The sequence below is a fragment of the Nocardia araoensis NBRC 100135 genome, assembly GCF_000308435.1.
Taxonomy (GTDB): Bacteria; Actinomycetota; Actinomycetes; order Mycobacteriales; family Mycobacteriaceae; genus Nocardia; species Nocardia araoensis.
In genome coordinates this window covers 1-17,128 of sequence record NZ_BAFR01000142.1, presented here as the reverse complement: position 1 = coordinate 17,128, position 17,128 = coordinate 1, and the positions used below count along the sequence as shown (strand labels likewise).

The 17,128-nt window shown below is 66.6% G+C and carries 18 protein-coding genes; 11 read left to right on the top strand and 7 right to left on the bottom strand.

Translation table 11 applies throughout. The features are described 5' to 3' along the window. Positions 1-73 precede the first annotated feature (73 nt). The 3 genes from ON21_RS19365 to ON21_RS19355 all read left to right on the top strand — a co-directional run bounded on the left by ON21_RS19365 (position 74) and on the right by ON21_RS19355 (position 3,524). A complete protein-coding gene (locus tag ON21_RS19365; RefSeq protein WP_063821092.1) occupies positions 74-1,117 on the top strand; it encodes an acyl-CoA thioesterase in 1,044 nt (347 codons plus the stop codon). Positions 1,118-1,148: 31 nt separating this feature from the next. Further along, positions 1,149-2,033 carry an AAA family ATPase gene (locus ON21_RS19360; RefSeq protein WP_039799655.1) on the top strand — a complete coding sequence of 295 codons (885 nt, stop codon included), beginning with the start codon at positions 1,149-1,151 and terminating at the stop codon, positions 2,031-2,033. Positions 2,034-2,108: 75 nt separating this feature from the next. Next, positions 2,109-3,524 (top strand): vWA domain-containing protein, encoded by a 1,416-nt coding sequence (locus tag ON21_RS19355; RefSeq protein WP_051020997.1) that lies wholly within the window; start codon positions 2,109-2,111, stop codon positions 3,522-3,524. A 171-nt stretch (positions 3,525-3,695) separates the two neighbouring features. Here the strand turns inward: ON21_RS19355 and ON21_RS38510 are convergent, their stop codons facing one another. Together ON21_RS38510 and ON21_RS19350 are read right to left on the bottom strand one after the other, a co-directional pair. Next, positions 3,696-4,139 (bottom strand): hypothetical protein, encoded by a 444-nt coding sequence (locus ON21_RS38510; protein WP_157170883.1) that lies wholly within the window; start codon positions 4,137-4,139, stop codon positions 3,696-3,698. A 95-nt stretch (positions 4,140-4,234) separates the two neighbouring features. Then, a complete protein-coding gene (locus ON21_RS19350; protein ID WP_039799653.1) occupies positions 4,235-4,855 on the bottom strand; it encodes a TetR/AcrR family transcriptional regulator in 621 nt (206 codons plus the stop codon). Positions 4,856-4,885: 30 nt separating this feature from the next. Between ON21_RS19350 and ON21_RS19345 the strand changes: the two genes are divergently transcribed. Next, positions 4,886-5,236, top strand: a complete 351-nt coding sequence (locus ON21_RS19345) for a DUF6463 family protein (RefSeq protein WP_039799652.1) — start codon at positions 4,886-4,888, stop codon at positions 5,234-5,236. A 67-nt stretch (positions 5,237-5,303) separates the two neighbouring features. On the opposite strand, the gene ON21_RS19340 is transcribed toward ON21_RS19345, so the two are convergent. The 3 genes from ON21_RS19340 to ON21_RS19330 all read right to left on the bottom strand — a co-directional run bounded on the left by ON21_RS19340 (position 5,304) and on the right by ON21_RS19330 (position 7,225). Beyond that, positions 5,304-5,927 carry a GNAT family N-acetyltransferase gene (locus ON21_RS19340; RefSeq protein WP_039799651.1) on the bottom strand — a complete coding sequence of 208 codons (624 nt, stop codon included), beginning with the start codon at positions 5,925-5,927 and terminating at the stop codon, positions 5,304-5,306. A gap of 16 nt (positions 5,928-5,943) precedes the next feature. Then, on the bottom strand, positions 5,944-6,840 hold the full coding sequence (locus ON21_RS19335) for an HNH endonuclease (protein ID WP_039799650.1): 897 nt from the start codon (positions 6,838-6,840) through the stop codon (positions 5,944-5,946). Positions 6,841-7,012: 172 nt separating this feature from the next. Next, positions 7,013-7,225 carry a hypothetical protein gene (locus ON21_RS19330; RefSeq protein WP_039799649.1) on the bottom strand — a complete coding sequence of 71 codons (213 nt, stop codon included), beginning with the start codon at positions 7,223-7,225 and terminating at the stop codon, positions 7,013-7,015. A gap of 766 nt (positions 7,226-7,991) precedes the next feature. Here ON21_RS19330 and ON21_RS19325 point away from each other — a divergent pair. Both ON21_RS19325 and ON21_RS19320 read left to right on the top strand, forming a co-directional pair. After that, on the top strand, positions 7,992-9,371 hold the full coding sequence (locus ON21_RS19325; protein ID WP_157170882.1) for an NsdA family TPR-like regulatory protein: 1,380 nt from the start codon (positions 7,992-7,994) through the stop codon (positions 9,369-9,371). Continuing rightward, positions 9,368-9,913 (top strand): GNAT family N-acetyltransferase, encoded by a 546-nt coding sequence (locus tag ON21_RS19320; protein ID WP_039799646.1) that lies wholly within the window; start codon positions 9,368-9,370, stop codon positions 9,911-9,913. Before ON21_RS19325 ends, ON21_RS19320 begins: the two co-directional genes overlap by 4 nt. Positions 9,914-10,049: 136 nt before the next feature. On the opposite strand, the gene ON21_RS19315 is transcribed toward ON21_RS19320, so the two are convergent. Together ON21_RS19315 and ON21_RS19310 are read right to left on the bottom strand one after the other, a co-directional pair. Then, positions 10,050-11,066, bottom strand: a complete 1,017-nt coding sequence (locus ON21_RS19315) for a Gfo/Idh/MocA family protein (RefSeq protein ID WP_039799644.1) — start codon at positions 11,064-11,066, stop codon at positions 10,050-10,052. Positions 11,067-11,115: 49 nt separating this feature from the next. After that, positions 11,116-12,117, bottom strand: coding sequence for a LacI family DNA-binding transcriptional regulator (locus tag ON21_RS19310; protein WP_039799643.1), 1,002 nt, complete (start codon positions 12,115-12,117; stop codon positions 11,116-11,118). A 257-nt stretch (positions 12,118-12,374) separates the two neighbouring features. Between ON21_RS19310 and ON21_RS19305 the strand changes: the two genes are divergently transcribed. Genes ON21_RS19305 through iolC form a run of 5 tightly spaced genes read left to right on the top strand, consistent with a single transcriptional unit; the run spans position 12,375 to position 17,072 of the window. Then, positions 12,375-13,262 (top strand): TIM barrel protein, encoded by an 888-nt coding sequence (locus ON21_RS19305; protein WP_039799640.1) that lies wholly within the window; start codon positions 12,375-12,377, stop codon positions 13,260-13,262. Between the two features lie 17 nt (positions 13,263-13,279). Beyond that, on the top strand, positions 13,280-14,287 hold the full coding sequence (locus tag ON21_RS19300; RefSeq protein ID WP_086006452.1) for a sugar ABC transporter substrate-binding protein: 1,008 nt from the start codon (positions 13,280-13,282) through the stop codon (positions 14,285-14,287). 10 nt (positions 14,288-14,297) lie between these two features. After that, entirely contained in the window at positions 14,298-15,341 is a 1,044-nt protein-coding gene (locus tag ON21_RS19295; protein WP_039799677.1) for an ABC transporter permease, read from the top strand. Next, the gene (locus ON21_RS19290) at positions 15,338-16,120 is read left to right on the top strand and encodes an ATP-binding cassette domain-containing protein (RefSeq protein ID WP_039799637.1); all 783 of its coding nucleotides are present in this window, start codon (positions 15,338-15,340) and stop codon (positions 16,118-16,120) included. The genes ON21_RS19295 and ON21_RS19290 overlap by 4 nt, the downstream gene beginning before the upstream one ends. Before the next feature lie 13 nt (positions 16,121-16,133). Continuing rightward, positions 16,134-17,072 (top strand): 5-dehydro-2-deoxygluconokinase, encoded by a 939-nt coding sequence (gene iolC / locus ON21_RS19285; protein ID WP_039799635.1) that lies wholly within the window; start codon positions 16,134-16,136, stop codon positions 17,070-17,072. The last annotated feature ends 56 nt before the right edge of the window (positions 17,073-17,128 follow it).

The window sequence follows — 17,128 nt, the reverse complement described above, 5'->3', positions numbered from 1 at the left end:
CTAGGGTTCTCTCGGACAACGAGGTCGGAGAAATGTACACCCGGAGATTCCCTGTCCGAACGGATTCCGCACCGTGGCCCACTCGACAAAGCTCGACCGCACCGTGACCGTCCCCACCTCGGCCGGCCGCCGACCCGAGGCGATCCACCGATTTCTCGTGAAGCCCGACGACGCGGGCATCGTCGGATCGGTGGACGGCGGCAAACTCCTGGAATGGATCGACAAGGTCGCCTACGCGGCGGCGGCCCAGTGGAGCGGCCGCTACTGCGTCACCGCCTACGTCGGGAACATCCATCTCGACCGGCCGATCGTGGTCGGCGAGCTGGTCGAATTGCATGCGAATCTGGTCCATACCGGGCGCACCAGCATGCACATCCTCGTCACGGTCTATTCCACCGATCCCACCCGGGTGCAGCCGGTGCAGTCGGCGCAATGCCTGACGATCTTCGTCGCCGTGGACGACGACCGGCGCACCGTGGAAGTGCCGCAATGGAATCCGGCCACGCTGCTGGAGTTGCAGCGGCACCGCCAGGCGCGCGCCCGGATCTCGGTGCGCAAGCTGATCGAAGAGGCGATGGCCGCGCAGCGGTACACGTCGGCGGGCACCGCGCCGAGCGCAACGCTGCGGTTCCTGGCCGCGCCGTCGGACATCAACTGGGGCGGCAAGGTGCACGGCGGCCGCACGATGCGGTGGATCGACGAGGCGGCCTACGTCTGCGGTGCGGACTGGGCCGGGCAGCGCGTCATCACGTCGTACTTCGGCGGCATCCGCTTCTACCGGCCGATCGTCATCGGCCATGTCGTCGAGGTCACCGCGCGGCTGATCCACACCGGCCCGCGCAGCATGCACGTCAGCGTGCACGTGACCTCCACCGACACCCACTCCGACGAACCCGCGCTCGCCGCGCACGGTCTCGCCGTGGTCGTCGCGCTGGACGGCGAGGGCAAAGCGCGACCCGTGCGGCAGTGGGAACCGGTCTCCGAGGAGGATCGCGCGCTGGACGCGCACGCCCGGCACCTCGTCGAACTGCGCTCGCTGGTCGAGCCGTTCACCGTGGCGAGCGCCGTGCCGTCCGACGCCGAGCCGAGCCATTTCCGCATACCTGCGCCGAGCTGAGGCCGAAGCGCCCGGTCTAGACTGGTTACCGATGAGTAAGTTCTTCGCGTCGGTGGACGAGGTGACCGGGCGTCTCACCGAGGCCGGGTATCTCCCGTCCCTCGATATCGCCACCGCCGTGTTCCTCGCGGGCCACCTCGGCAAGCCCCTGCTGATCGAGGGCCCCGCGGGCGTCGGCAAGACCGAGCTGGCCAAGGCCGTCGCCGCCGCGACCACGTCCGACCTGGTGCGATTGCAGTGCTACGAGGGCATCGACGAGGCCCGCGCCCTCTACGAGTGGAACCACGCCAAGCAGCTGCTGCGCATCACCGCCTCGGACGACGAAGGCTGGGACAGCACCCGCGACCACGTCTTCACCGAGGAGTTCCTCCTCGCCCGCCCGCTGCTGGCCGCCATCCGCAACCCGCGTTCCACGGTGCTGCTGATCGACGAACTCGACAAGGCCGACGTGGAGCTGGAAGGTCTGCTACTCGAGGTGCTCGGCGACTATCAGGTGAGCATTCCCGAACTCGGCACCGTCACCGCGGTGCGCAAGCCGTTCGTCATCGTGACGTCGAATGCCAACCGCGAGCTGTCCGAAGCGCTCAAGCGGCGCTGCCTGTATCTGCACATCGATTACCCGACCGCCGAGTTGGAGCGGGCGATCGTGCGGATGAAGGTCCCGGAGCTGGACGAGGCGCTGGGGGAACCGGTGGTGCGTGTGGTCGGGGCGTTGCGTCAGCTCTCGTTGCGGAAAGCGCCGTCGATCGCGGAGACCGTCGATTGGGCGAAGACGCTGGTCGCCCTCGGTGCGCGCAATCTGACCGGTGGTGTCGTCCGCTCGACGCTCGGTGTGCTGTTGAAATATCAATCCGATCACCGTCTGGCGATCGAGCGGCTCGGACTCGATCTGGATGCCGAGCAAGGTGGGCGGTGAGATGGGGTTCAGTCCGACCGCTAACCGCCTATCGGCCGAGGCCGGTCATCGCGTCCACTGCGGGGCAGGGGCGTTATGAGCATCGCTGAAAGCCGCGCCGATGAGACGGGTACCGGATCGATGACCGATCGGCTCGTCGAATTCGTCGGGCTGCTGCGTGACCGCGGCATCGACGCGGGACCGAGCGAGACCATCGACGCGGCCGAGGCGATGATCGCCCTCGGAATCGATGATCGCAATCGCTTGCGTTCCGGCATGGCCGCCTGCCTGCTGCGCCGCAATGGTCAACGCGCCGTGTTCGATCAACTCTTCGACCTGTATTTCCTAACCGCCCAGCAGCCGCAGCCCGTCGATCCGTCGACGCCCGAATCCATCGAAGCGCTGCGAGATCGGCTCGTGGCCGCACTGGCACAGGATGATTCGGACTCGGTCGCCGAACTGGCCCGCCAGGCGCTGACCGAACTCGGCGGCTACGGCGGCGCGGGCGCCGGGCAGTCCTCCGCGCCGGTATCCACCGCATCCGGCGCAGGCTGGTCCTCTTACCTGACCATGAAAGCCCTACGCCCGGAGGAACTCATCGATCGCGTCGTGGCGGGCATGAACGGCTCCTCCCAGCTCGACACCACCGTCCACACCATCGAAGCCAACCGCAGGCTCGCCGCCTTCCGCACCGCCGTCCAGACCGAGGCCCGGCTTCGCTCCGCACAGCTGCGCGGCACCGAATACATCGCCCGCCGCGGCGTCGAATCCAGCACCGACCAGATCGATTTCCTCGGCGCTCGCGAACAGGACCTCGCCGAAATGCGCCGCCTCGTCCACCCTTTGGCCCGCAAACTCGCCACCCGTCTCGCCGTCCGCCGCCGCAAAGCCGTCCGCGGCCAGATCGATCTCCGCCGCACCGTGCGCCGCTCCATGTCCACCGGAGGCGTCCCCATCGACCCGGTCCTGCGCGCCCGCAAACACGGCCGCCCCGACCTGGTCGTCCTCGCCGACATCTCCGGCTCGGTCACCGGCTTCGCCGAATTCACCCTCCACCTGATCCAGGCCCTGCAAGACCAATTCAGCAAGGTCCGCAGCTTCGGCTTCGTCGACACCTGCGACGAGATCACCCGCTTCTTCACGCCCGGCGAACCACCGACCCCCGGCACCGCCGCCCGAATCATCCGCTCCACCAAAGTCGCTCGCTTCGGCAGCTCGAACTACGGCGAAGCCTTTCAAGGCTTCCTCGACAACTACGCCGACGCCCTCGGGCCGCGTACGTCCGTCCTCATCCTCGGTGACGGGCGCACGAACCGCACGGACCCGAATCTCGCTGCGGTGCAGACGATCGCCGACCGGGCGAAGCACACCTACTGGCTGAATCCCGAACCGTCTCGGTCATGGTCGACAGGGGATTCCGCAGCCCACGTCTACGCGGAGTGCGTGACCATGCACGAGTGCCGGAACGTCAAGCAGTTGACCGAGGTCGTCGCGCGGTTGCTGCCTGCGTGACTCGGCTCGCTGAGGCGACGTCGAATCGCATCGGCGCGTCTCCGGCCGAGCTACGCCGCTACCCGCACCGACGTCAGCAGACGCAGTCGGCGAGCGAATCGGGGACCGACGGAACCATTGCTGCCATGGTTTGCACACCGTGACAGCAATCGGCTTCTTCCTTCTCAGAGGTCAGTCTGGATCCTCATCCCAAGCACCGAGACGGTGTATGGCTCTGGGGTGCGGGCTTTCGAAATCGCCACCGCCTAACCCGTCTCCCTGTCGACTTCGGATCTGCCAGGCAACTCCGACCCAGCGCCCGTCAGCACCGAGGAAGGCATGCTCTTCTGCGCCACCCGAGCAAATTCCATCAATAATGGCTGCCACGTGCGAAAGCCGCCCGGGGTTGCCGATCGTGTAGTCGGCGAGGCCGTCGATGCACCATCCTGTCCGTATCCGCGCTGCTTCATCGTCGAAACGGGTGATGAGGATGCTTCGGGCGGAATGATCGTGTGGTCGGGACGTGGTCGCCGACACGATCACTTGCCCTTCCGACAGGTGCGTGGTGGCACCGTAGCGGATCGCGACATCGCAGATTTCCGGGACCAAGTCTTCCCACGTTCGATTGCTGCCCATAATCTCTCGTCTCGTTGGTCCCGAAACCGCTTCCTCCCACCGCCGACTACGGGCATGGTCGACCTTGCGCTGACGACGAGAAGATCAGGTCCGGCTCAGCCACTACCCGCGCCGCCGCTCACTCGGATGCCTGTCGGGCGCAGCTTGTGGACAACGGCGGCCGTCGCGGTGGCGATAACGTCGTCGACCCAGTACGGAATGGGCGCCGCGTTCGCGATGTACTCGCGGACGAGCCCGTAGGGAATCGCCTTGACGGCAGCCACCGCGATCGCCATGCGATGCTCGTCGGCCTCGCCGAATTCCGCCGCGACGGCAGCGCGTAGCGCGTCGTTCATTCGGTCGTTGACCGTGGCGATGTCGGCGCGCAACTCGGTAGAGCCCACTTCGAGCAGTTCCTCACGCCGGAACATCTTCATCGCCCGAGCTTCGGTGGGATGCTCGCGGCAGTATCGCGGCAGGTGCATCGCGGCGGTGAGCAGCGGGTCGGCTCCCTCCAGCGCGGCGATGACTCCGATCTGAAAGCGCTGGATCGAGCGCAGCCACAGTCGTGCGAGCAATTCTTCCCGGGAAGCGAAGCGCACATAGATCGATCCGGTGTGGATGCCGGAGGCGGCACTGATCGCGGCGATGGTGGGCCGGGTTGTCGCCGGATCGGCGAGCAAGTCGCGCGCGGCGTCGAGAACCTGGTCATCGGTGAATCGCCGGGGTCTTGCCATGAGGGAAAGCCTAAGGCAAGGTTTAGGAATATGGATTCAAAAACTGCGCTTCCGCTGACCGGCGGCCTACTCGCATTCATCGGATCGGCGCATACCGCGCTCGGTGTTGTCATCTGGGCAACCGGTCGAGAGGAGACCGAACTCGCCTTCTGGTTCACCGCGTTCGGAGTCGCCGCCGTCGCCTTCGGCGTCGCCGTGATCGAGACGGAGCGCGCCCGCGGCTACGTACCGGCGCCGATCCTCGCCGCAATCGCTGTTCTCACCGCGTTCGGCCTCGTATTCGAGCCGGTATCAGGGTTTCTCACCGTCCTGATACCGCTGGCCATCGGCGTCCGCGGGTGGATGCGCCGCCGCCGTATTGCCGCGATCCCGGCAGGGTGAGCCGGACTCCGCTCGGCCACCGCGGACAGGAATCGCTGCATTGAAGCGCTGAGCCGCACCTCTTTCCTCAGTGTGCAGCAGCACCCTGCTGGTCCACGTGAGCCTGTCGAAGATCGCGCATCAGAACATCGAATCGCGGCGCATCGGGCCAATCCGGGCGCAGCGTACCGACGCGGTGCCACCCCCACCGGCGATAGTTGTCATACGCCCGGTGGTTATCCGGCCGGACCAGCAGGGTTGCGCGCTGTTCCGACCGACCCTCGAGCAGTTCGTCGTGCAGGGCACGCGCAATACCCTTCCCCGTGAACTGCTTGCGCACCATGATCTCGCTGAGTGCGAATGTGCGGGAACCGTTCTCTGCGGTAAAGGACGCTTGGTCGCCTTGATCGAGTTCCAGTCCGTCCCACCACCGGGTCTTGGCGGTGAGCGGCCAGCCCCACGCCTGGCCACAGGGTTCGCCGTCGAGGCGGGCGATCACCAACTCGAATGCACCGGGGCGGTCGGGATCGGTGTAGGCGTCGAAACGGTGCATGAACGCTTCGGGCGATTCGAACTCGTCACCGGACTCGATCGCGTCAACGTAGGAGTCTCGGAAGATGGTTTCGACCTCGTCGCGTAGTGCGCGGGCCTGCGCGACGGGGTAGCGCTGAAAGTTGATGTCAACCATTGACGCGAAGTGCTCAGAGGTCATACTTTGACCGCCTTGGTCAGCTAGCTTCCTTGAATTCGGCAAACCGCTCCTGGAGTCGCTCCGCCGATGGCCAGTCCTTCCGCCGTCTCGGTAGTGCTAGTGGCTGACCGTTCATTGCTTGTAGCCCGTGACGCAGCATCGGACCCTTGTCCGGGTCCTGCATCAGCTGTGCGCCGACGTGGATTTCGTACCCGGGAGAGATACCAATCAGATTGCTGTCGTAGGCGGCGTGATGGATTTTGCAAAGACTCAGGCCATTGTCGACATCGGCCGTACCGTGTTCCTTGCCGTCTCCGATGATGTGGGCGGCGTCCAGCAATTGCGCGTGGCGTACCTTGCACATCGCGCAGCGGTTGTCGTAGGCCAGCAGAACCCGACCTCGGAACTCCGGCTGGTGTAGTCGTTGCTTCGTCACGCGTTGGGCGTAGGCGCGCTCGATCGGCTCGAGATGCAACGGATCGCTGACTTCTCGCAGACCCTCGTCCAGCGCCAGGATGAACCGTTTGCCCGGCTGGTCGTCCGCAACGACGTAGACAGGAAATACCGGGACGTACCGGATCGCTGAACCGATCTTGATCCATCGAAGCAGGATTATGGGTAGTGCTAACTCGAACGCGCGCCTCAACTTGGTGTTGTCGCCCCGGATGTTGCCGTCTCGATATGCATAGGCATAGAGAGAATCGCCAACTTCCTCATCGTCGTAGGGGCTGTCGGGCTTCGAGAGAATCGACAAGGTGGCGGCGAATTGCGAAGGATTCCAGATTCCCTTGTTGCGGTCGATCAGCCGGTAGGTCTCGGTGCCGACTTCGAACTCGGTCAGCTCCTCGCGAGTCAGCGAACCCTGCTCCTGGACTCGTCGCGCCAGGTGATCGAAGATCATCTGGCGCAGCTCGCGCTCCACCTCGCTCTCCATGTATGGAGTGTGCCATGGTCACCCCAGATCGACTGCCTTACGAGGACCCCTGTGCCACGGTGCCTCCTGCACGCGGCCTTCGAGAAGGACTGGATCCGTACAGTCACCGATGTGCTAATGGCAGGCTGACACGGTCCAGCCTTCAAGTCCGTCCGTGGGCGTGGTCTTCGGATCACGTCTGTACGGGCACCGGTTCAGTCAGTGCTCTCGAGCCGAGCTGGACCACCTCGGCCAGAGTGACGCGGTCGAGCATCAGCTCGAATTCGTTGCCCGAAGTGCCGAACACGAAGGTTACGTAATCGCGGTGCTCATCGACAACGGTTCTCACGGGGCAGCCTTCATACGTGCTGACCCAACTGCCGATGGTCAGTCGGTCCCATGTCATCGTTGCTCCTCCTCGCCTATCGCGCTCGACGTCGACGAGGCAGGGCACATGCCCGGATGGCTTCGATGACAGCCAGCCCTGACGGTCGGTAGCTGTCACGTGGCGGCTGTACCCACACTCGAAATCCATGGCGGTCGGCGGGCGATGGGAGTGCGATTTGGGCGCCGAGTCTGGCGACGGATGCGTTGAGGCGGAACAGTTCGCCGAACAGAGCCCGGTCGTCGTTGGGGACATCCGGTGTGACGAGGAAAGTCCACCGCTTGGAGCGGGGATGCGAGGCGATCGGGCCGGGCCGAATGCCGCTCCCCTGCATGTGAACTTTGATGGAAGCGCCGAGTTCGGCTGGAACGGTGATTCCTCCGACGCTGCCCGAGGGGATGAAGATCTGCCGGAGTTGCGGCTGTACACGCGCGGGCAGCCCGCAGACCTCCCTGTAGAAGCGGCATCTCGACATCAATGTGTCTGACGGTATGCCGTGCACGAGTGGTGTTTGGTGCGTCGCGCCACCCGTCGCATATCTGTGAACGGATCGCATTCCTAGCCTCCTGCTCCAGTCGATCGAAGACGAGCACCTGATGCCGGAGGGCCTGAAAGCGCTTCGGCGTGAGGTGCTGTGGCTAGATTCCGTCTCGAGGTGGCTCTGCGGGAACGCCTGTTTGAGGGAGGACAAGGGGAGAATCGGGGGATGTCGGGCTGGTTCGGGTCTTGGCGGCCTGGAGCGGATGCAATGATCTGGCTGCGGGTTACCGAACGAGGGGGACGGGGCTTGTCCGAACCGAATCACAAGCTCAGCGCGGCACGAGCTCGAACGAAATCCGAACTCACGGGGCATTCGTTGTCTCGTACGGAGCTCGCCGACGCGGTGAACGACTGGGTCTATCGGCAAACAGGTCGGGTTGTTCAACTGTCGGGCAACTACATCGGGAAGTTGGAGCGCGGCGTCTTCCACTGGCCCAACGCGGACTACCGCGCCGGGCTGAGGGCCGTACTCGGCGTCGCGACTGACGCCGAACTCGGTTTTCGCCCGGTCGAGCGCGGAATCGGCGGCGATACCATGGAGTCGGACGATCCACCGATATTCCTGCCGAGCGCGGGGAAAGAGGTTGACGACGTGCAACGCCGAACCTTTCTGCTCAGCGCGTCAGCCGCCGGTGTCGGTATGGCTTTCGGATTGGAGTCGGCTCGGCACGGCCTGAATCGCGCTGTGTCAGAGGGTGTCGCGGTCGATCTGGAGGACTGGAGCGAGATAGTCCGCGAATACGGAGCCGCACACGTCACCCATACGTCCACCGAGTTGCAAGAGATGCTGTTGGTGGATGTCCTGAGCCTCGAGTCGGCGCTCGGTCTATCACGGAGCGCCAGCCAGCGCCGCGAGCTGTACAAGATAGGCGCTCTTTTGAGCCAGTACATGGCCCAATCCATCGGAGACCTCGGCCGCCGACGCGAAGGGGCACGGTGGTGGCGCACGGCTCGCTACGCCGCAGACTGCTCAGGCGATCCCCACACCATCATGTTCGTGCGGGGACGCAAGGCCATCCGAGCGATTTACGACGGACAGGACCCTGAAACCATCATCGATGAGATTGGCGAATGCGATCCCCTGATCGCGGACGGTCCGGCAGCCGGGAGACCGAGCCTGCTTGCTGCGCGGGCTCAGTCCTTCGCTCTGTTGGGCCGCGCCGAGGAGGCGGAGTCGTCATTGAACGATCTGCGGGAGACATTCGCCGCTCTGCCGTCTTCCATGACCAAGGATCACAGCTGGCACTGCTGGGCATATCCGGAAGAGCGAGTCAGATTCGCTGAAAGCTTCGTGTACTCCCATCTAGGCGATACCCGCCGGGCAGAACAGGCGCAGTCGGCGGCGCTCGACCTGTATCCGCCGAATAGTCGGCGCGGGCCGGTTCAGATCGAGTTGCAGCGTGCCATCTGCTTGGTCTCGGCAGGAGACCCAACCGAGGGCGCTGGTCATGCGACTACCACCTTGGCGGGTTTGCCGACCGAGCACCGGACGCGGTTCGTCATGGGCTTGGGGGAACAAGTACTCGCGGCCGTACCGAAGGGCCAGCGGCGGGCGCGCAGCGCTCTGGAACTCCACGAACTGCTGCGGGACGACGCCTTTTGTCGTGAGAAGGCCATCGGGTCATGACCTCGCGCCCGCTCGATCTCGCCCACTACGACGCCGCTGAGGCACTCGAACTCGAAGACGAACTCAAGGCCCTGTACTTCGACTCCCACCGCGAGCAGCAAGACAACCCGTGGTACAGCCCAGTGCGATTCTGGGAACGACTCGAAGAAATGTACGCACCGATAACAGGCTTCGAACTGGTCGCGGGACGAATAGGCGGCCGGATGATCGGCTATGCCTTCGGCACTCCCTACAGCAGACCACAAGCGGTGTGGAAGAAAGCAATTCGGGTCTACCCGCAATCGGCCCCTGAAACAGAGGGCGCACCGGTCTACATCTTTCGCGAGTTCGCCGTACATCCTGACTACCAAGGCCAAGGTTTCGCGAGGACCATCCACGATGCCTTGCTGACGCGGCGGCCGGAACCACTGGCCTACCTGCTGGTGCGAGTCGGCAACCCGGCCCGCGCCGCATACGAGGCATGGGGTTGGCGCGTGATCGGCCAAGACCAGCCGTTCGCCGACTCTCCGATTATGGATGAGATGGCCCGGCTGTTGAGCTGACTCATCCATTGCCGGTCACGTGCGCCCGCAGGAAGAGCGCAAGCTCATCGAATAGCTCCGCGATGCCCATATGAGTCTTCCGCCGACAGCCTGATCACTGAATCGGAATGTCGGCTCTACCGACCCCGGTTATCTCTCAGCGCCGTACTTCTGCTATTTCGACAGCCCTACCCTGTCGCCGCGACAGCTCGCATGCCTCTGCTACATAGAACGCCTCCAGAGCCTCCGCCGGAGTGCAGGGGCTATCGAGCCGCCCGGCCGCAACCTCGATGAACGCCGCCAGCTCCTCCGCATACGCCGGACGGAACCGTTCCATGAAACCCCCATAGGGAGGGTAGGGGGAGGGATTGTGATCGGGTTCGACGGAAATCAGCGGCGACCGGTCGTCCAATCCGACGATGGCATTTCCTTTGGAACCCAACGCTTCCAGCCGAACGTCGTACCCGGCCCCGTTGTACCGGGTCAGCGATACGGTGGCCAGCGTTCCATCATCCAGACGCAGCACCACCGCCGCCGTGTCGACGTCATCTGCTTCCGCGAAGAACGCCGCGCCCCGGTTCCCCCCGACCGCATACACCTCGACGATCTCCCGCCCCGTCACCCACCGAATGATGTCGAAATCATGCACACCGCAGTCGCGGAAGATGCCACCCGACCGCGGAACGTACTCGGCGGGTGGAGGGGCCGGATCGAGCGTGGTCGCACGCAACGTATGCAGCCACCCCAGCTTGCCGGAGCGAATCGCTTCGCGCGCCGCCCGGTAGCCGGCGTCGAAGCGGCGTTGGAAGCCGATCTGGACCGGGACGGGGCAGTCGCGGAGGTGGTCGATGACGGCGAGGGTGCCGGTGATGTCGGCGGCCAAGGGTTTTTCGCAGAAGACGGGGATGCCCGCGTCGACGGCGCGGATGATGAGTTCGGGGTGGGAGTCGGTGGCGGTGGCGATGATCAGGCCGTCGAGGTCGGCGGCGAAGAGGGCGTCGAGGTCGGGGGCGAATTCGACGCCGAGGACGGCCGCGGTGGTGCGGGCGCGGTCGGCGTCGGCGTCGGCGACCAGGACGGTCGCCACGTTCGGGAGTTTCTTCAGGGTCTCGGCGTGTGAGGTCCCGATGCGGCCGGTTCCGGCGAGGCCCAGCGTGACGGCTCGAGATGACATCGGCTCTCCTTATATATGGACGCGACGTGTGTTGGCGGGCGCCGGTGGTTCAGCGTGGGGCGGCTGTGGTGGAGCGGACGACGAGCGACGGTTCCACCCGGCGGCGGGCCGGGCTGGTGCGGCCGTCGCGGAGGCGTTCGGCGAGCGCCTCGATCGCGAGGTGACCCATCTGGATGCGGGGCTGGTCGATGGTGGTCAGGGCGACGTGGCGCAGCGCGGCCAGCGAGGTGTTGTCGTAGCCGACCACCGAGACGTCCTCGGGCACCCGCAGCCCCGCTTCCTCCAGCGCGGACATCGCCCCCACGGCGTTGAAGTCGTTGCCGCAGACCAGTGCCGTGGGGAAGTTGTCGTGGGAGAACAGGTTCAGCAGTTTGCGTACCGCGGCCATGCCCGCGGAGTCGGTGTGCTCGCTGGCCACGACCATCGGTTCCAGGCCGTGGCGCTGCATGGCGGCGCGGTAGCCCTTGCGGCGCGGCGCGGAGGTGAAAGCGCCGCCGCCGTCGAGGTGCACGATGCGCCGATGTCCGAGCGAGACCAGGTGATCGACGGCCAGACCGGTGCCGGCCTCGCCGTCGTCGTTGACCGTATCGATCTCCGCGACGGTCGAGGTGCGCGAGACCAGCACCAGCGGAGCCTGCTGCGCCGCTGCGCGAATGGCGGCGGCGGGCAGGATCGGCGACAGCAGGATGACGCCACCGGGACGGAAGGACAGCAGGCTCTCCAGGGCGGTGCGCTCGCGTGCGGCGGTGCGCCTGCCGGTGTTGAGGATCAGTTCGAGGCCGCAGGCCTGGGCGGCGGCGTCCATGCCTTCGACGACGTCGGCGAAGAAGGCGTTGCGGAGGTCGGAGACCATGACGCCGACGATGTTGGAGGTCCGGCTGGCCAGCGACCGGGCCATGATGTGCGGTTGGTAGCCGAGGTCTTTCGCCGCGTCCAGCACGGCGCGACGGCGGTGCTCGCTGACCTTCGGGGAGTTGCGCATGACCAGCGAGACGAGGGCGCGGGAGACGCCCGCGCGGGCGGCGACGTCTTCCATGGTCGGTCGTGCCATGTCGCCTCCGTTCCTGGTTCGCAGGCCTTTTCGGCTCGGACGATACAAGCCCCGGGCGGGTCGAGCAATAGAGCGCTCTAATCGGACCTCACCTGTGGCGTGTCGGGTCGGTATAAGGCGTGTGCGGCGGAATATCGCCTGGTAATTGCGCTTTGGCAGACGCGATGACGACTCTTGACACGCTATGACCTGCGTTACATAGTTGGAGCGCTCCAATAGGGCGGATCACCTCGACGTCGAAGGTCGGAGAAGCACCGATGACCGAATCCCTCTACCCGCTGCGCATCGCGGCCGCGCCGATCTCCTGGGGAGTCTGCGAGGCCCCCGGTTGGGGTCACGTGCTCGACGCGCACACCGTCCTGGCGGAGATGGCCGCGCTCGGCCTGACCGCGACGGAACTCGGTCCTCCCGGCTATCTGCCACGCGATCCCGATGAGCTGCGCCGGTTGCTGGAGACCTTCGGGCTCACCGCCGTCGGCGGATTCCTCGCCGTCGCGCTGCACCGCGACCGGCAGGACGCCGTCGCCCGCGCCGAGAGCACCGCCGCCCAGTTGGCCGCCGCGGGCGCGGAAGTCCTCGTGCTCGCCGCGGCGACCGGACTCGGCGGGTACGACGCGCGCCCGCAACTCGGCGGCTCCGAATGGAGCGCCTTGGTCGACACGGCCGCCGCGATCCGCGACGCCGCCGCCGCGCGCGGGGTGCGCACGGTGCTGCATCCGCATGTCGGCACCCATGTGGAGAGCGAGGCCGAGGTCGAGCGGTTCCTCGCCGATTCCGATCTCGACATCTGCCTGGACACCGGGCATCTGCTCATCGGCGGCACCGATCCGGTTCGGCTCGCCCGGCGGCACGCCGAGCGGATCGGGCACATCCATCTCAAAGACGTGCGCGGCACGCTGGCCGATCAGGTCCGCGCCGGAAAGCTGAGCTACAGCGAGGCCGTGTGCCGCGGGCTGTATGTGCCGCTGGGTGCGGGCGACGTCGACATCGCGGCAATCGTGCGCACCCCGGGCTACCGAGGCTGGTACGTGCTGGAGCAGGACGCCGCGCTGCGCCCGGGCGACTCGGCGCGGCAGGCCAGCGACGACACCGCGCGCAGCCTGCGCCACCTCGCGGACATCACGCTCGCCGCCGCGGGCATCTAGCGGAAGCGACGACAACGATGTCTCCGACACCACAGCGCGGCGTGGCCGCGAGATGGCGGCGATCGAGCCGCCTGCTGCCGTGGATCGCCACGGCCGCGCTCCTGGCCGCGTGCACCGGCCCAGGCGCCGACGCGCCGGCACCTTCGCAGACTCCGATCGCCGCCGGGACGGTGGAATCCGTCGCGGTGGTGACCCACGGCAGTCCGGGTGACGCGTTCTGGAACGTCGTCAAGAACGGCGCGGAAGCGGCGGGCAAGGATCTCGGAATCCGGGTGGAGTACAACGCCTCCGGTGATCCCGGCCAGCAGGCGAAGCTGATCGACAACGCGGTGGCACAGGGCGTCGACGGGCTCGTCGTCTCGATGGCCAATCCCGAGGCGCTGCGTCCGTCCGTGGAAAAGGCTGTCGCCGCGGGCATTCCGGTGGTGACCATCAATTCGGGCGAGGCAGAGAGCGCGAAATTCGGCGCGTTCGTCCATGTGGGTCAAAGCGAGTCGCTGGCCGGACAGGCCGCGGGGAAGCGGCTCGCGGAGGCGCGGCGGACGAAAATACTGTGCGTCATCCACGAGGCGGGCAATATCGGCGCGAACGAGCGCTGCGCGGGCGCGACCAAGGCCTTCGGCAACGCCGCCACGCTCCAGGTGGACATCAACAACCCCACCGACGCGCAATCGCGGATCAAAGGCGCGCTGGAGGCCGATCGATCCATCGATGCCGTCCTGACGTTGAACTCACAGGTCGCCGCGCGAGCCGTGGACGCGGTGCGGGAGGCCGCATCGGCCGCCACCGTCGCCACCTTCGACCTGAACTCCGATGTGGTGGAGGCGATCCGGGCCGGGAAGCTGCTGTTCGCCGTCGATCAGCAGCAGTACGAGCAAGGCTATCTGCCGATCGTGCTGCTGAAGCTGCACCGGACGAATCTGAACACCGTCGGAGGCGGCGCGCCGGTGCAGACCGGTCCCGGCTTCGTCGACAAGAGCAATGTGGACGCCGTCGCCGCGCTCGTCGCGCAGGGCACGCGCTGAGGTGGATGAAATGATCGTTGCCACAAAGACATCCGACCCGGCGCGAGAGACGGTTCGCTCGCCGTTGCAACGCCTGGCCGTGCGGCCGGAGATCGGCGCGGCGCTGGGCGCGCTGCTGGTGTTCGTCTTCTTCTCCGTCGTCACCGACCGGTTCCTGAGTCCGCTCGGCGTCGCGACCTGGCTGGACGACGCCTCCACGCTGGGCATCATGGCGGTGGCCGTGGCTCTGCTGATGATCGGCGGCGAGTTCGATCTGTCGGCGGGCGTGATGACCGCTTCGACGGCACTGGTCACCGCGCTGCTCGCGGTGCACGCGGGCTGGAACGTGTGGTTCGCGCTGCTCGCCTCGCTGGTGTTCGCGCTGCTCGTCGGCGCGTTCAACGGCTGGGTGGTGATGCGGACCGGCCTGCCCAGCTTCATCGTCACGCTGGGCACGTTCCTCGCGCTTCAGGGCTTGAATCTCGGCGTGACGCGGCTGGTCACCGACACGGTGCAGGTGTCGGGTGTGCGGGGCGCGGACGGCTATCAGTCGGCGGGCTGGGTGTTCGCCTCGACGCTCGACATCGGGGACGCGCACCTTCAGGCGTCGGTGGTCTGGTGGGTCGTGCTCACCGCGATCGCCGCGATCGTTCTGGTCCGCACGAGGTTCGGCAACTGGATCTTCGCCGTCGGCGGGGCGCTGCCCAGCGCCCGCGCGGTGGGCGTGCCCGCGGATCGCACCAAGATCCTGCTGTTCATGGGCACCGCGTTCGCCGGCTGGGTGGTCGGCTCCTGCAACATCCTGCGATTCGCGAGCGTGCAGGCCAATCAAGGCGTCGGGCTGGAACTGCACTACATCATCGCGGCCGTGGTCGGCGGGTGCCTGCTCACCGGTGGCTTCGGCTCGGCGGTGGGGGCGGCGATCGGCGCGCTGATCTTCGGCATGGCGCGCCAAGGCATCGTGTTCGCCCGCTGGGACAGCGACTGGTTCATGCTGTTCCTCGGTGTGCTGCTGCTGGCGGCGGTGCTGGTCAACAACCGATTCCAGAAACGAGCCGAAAGGGTGCGCCGATGACTTCCCTCATCGAGGCCGTCGACCTCGGCAAGAGCTACGGCGGCGTCGTCGCCCTGCGCGAGGTGTCGACGGTGGTGAACGCAGGCGAGGTGACCTGCGTGCTCGGCGACAACGGCGCGGGCAAATCCACGCTGATCAAGATCCTCGCCGGAGTGCATCAGCACGACCGGGGCGAACTGCGCGTCGAGGGCGAATCGGTGCGGTTCGCCTCGCCGCGTGCGGCATTGGATCGCGGCATCGCCACGGTGTACCAGGATCTCGCCGTGGTGGGGCTGATGAGCGTGTGGCGCAACTTCGTGCTCGGCTCCGAACCGACGTTCGGATTCGGCCCGTTTCGCCTGCTGGACCGCAAGAAGGGATGCGAGATCGCGCGAACAGCGTTGGCGGACATGGGCATCGAGATCCGCGACATGGAACAGCCGGTCGGCACGCTGTCGGGCGGCCAGCGCCAGTGCATCGCCATCGCGCGGGCCGTGCACTACGGCGCGAAGGTGCTGATTCTCGACGAGCCGACCGCGGCGCTGGGCGTCAAACAGGCCGGGGTGGTGCTGAAGTACGTCGTGCAGGCGCGCGAACGCGGGCTCGGCGTCGTGCTCATCACGCACAACCCGCACCACGCCTATCCGGTCGGCGACCGGTTCCTGCTGCTGAAGCGGGGCGCGATGCTCGGCTCGTACGAGAAATCCGAGATCGATCTGCCCGAACTGACCCGGCAGATGGCCGGCGGGGCGGAACTGGAGGCGTTGCAGCACGAACTGCGACGCGTGGTGACGCCGTGAAGGAGGCGAATCCGTGACCGAGCTGGAGGCGTTGACCATCGGCCGCGTCGGGGTGGACCTGTATCCCGAACAAAGCGGTGTCGCCTTGGCACAGGTGCGCAGTTTCGCGAAGTTTCTCGGCGGCACCGCGACCAACGTCGCCGTGGCCGCCGCCCGGCTCGGCCGCCGTACGGCGGTGCTGACCAAGGTGGGCCCCGACGGTTTCGGCGACTTCGTGCGCACGGCGTTGGAGGGCTTCGGCGTCTCGTCCCGTCATGTGACCACCGCGCCGGACCTCCAGACGCCCGTGATCTTCTGCGAGCTCACGCCGCCGTCCGATCCGCCACTGCTGTTCTACCGCGCGCCGATCGCGCCGGACCTGACCATCACTCCGGACGAAGTGCCCTGGGAAGTCGTGGATGCCGTGCCCCTGCTGTGGGTCACCGGTACCGGGGTGAGCGCGGAGCCGGGGCGCAGTACGCAGCGGGAGATTCTGCTGCGGCGGGCACGGCGTGGGCACACGGTGCTCGACCTGGACTACCGGCCGATGTTCTGGCCGGATGTCGAGACCGCGCGGGCCGAGATCGGGTGGATGGTCGACCACGTGAACGTGGTGGTCGGCAACCGCGCCGAAACCGAGGTGGCGGTGGGCACCGCCGACCCGGACGCGGCGGCCGATCGACTGCTCGCCCGTGGCGTGCGCCTGGCGGTGATCAAACAGGGCGGCGACGGCGTGCTGGTGGCCACCGCCGAGGAACGCTGGACGGTGCCGCCGTGCCGCGTGGACGTGGTGTGCGGGCTCGGCGCGGGTGACGGTTTCGGCGGCGCGCTGATCCACGGCCTGCTCGCGGACTGGGACCCACGGCGCATCGCCACCTACGCCAACGCGGCGGGCGCCCTGGTCGCCGCGCGTCTGGCCTGCGCGGACGCGATGCCAACGGCCGCGGAGATCGAGGAACTGCTGTGCGGCTGAGTCGCGAGGGCGGGGCGAAGCTGTCGTGCCCGCGGCGGATGTGCGGAAGGAGGAAT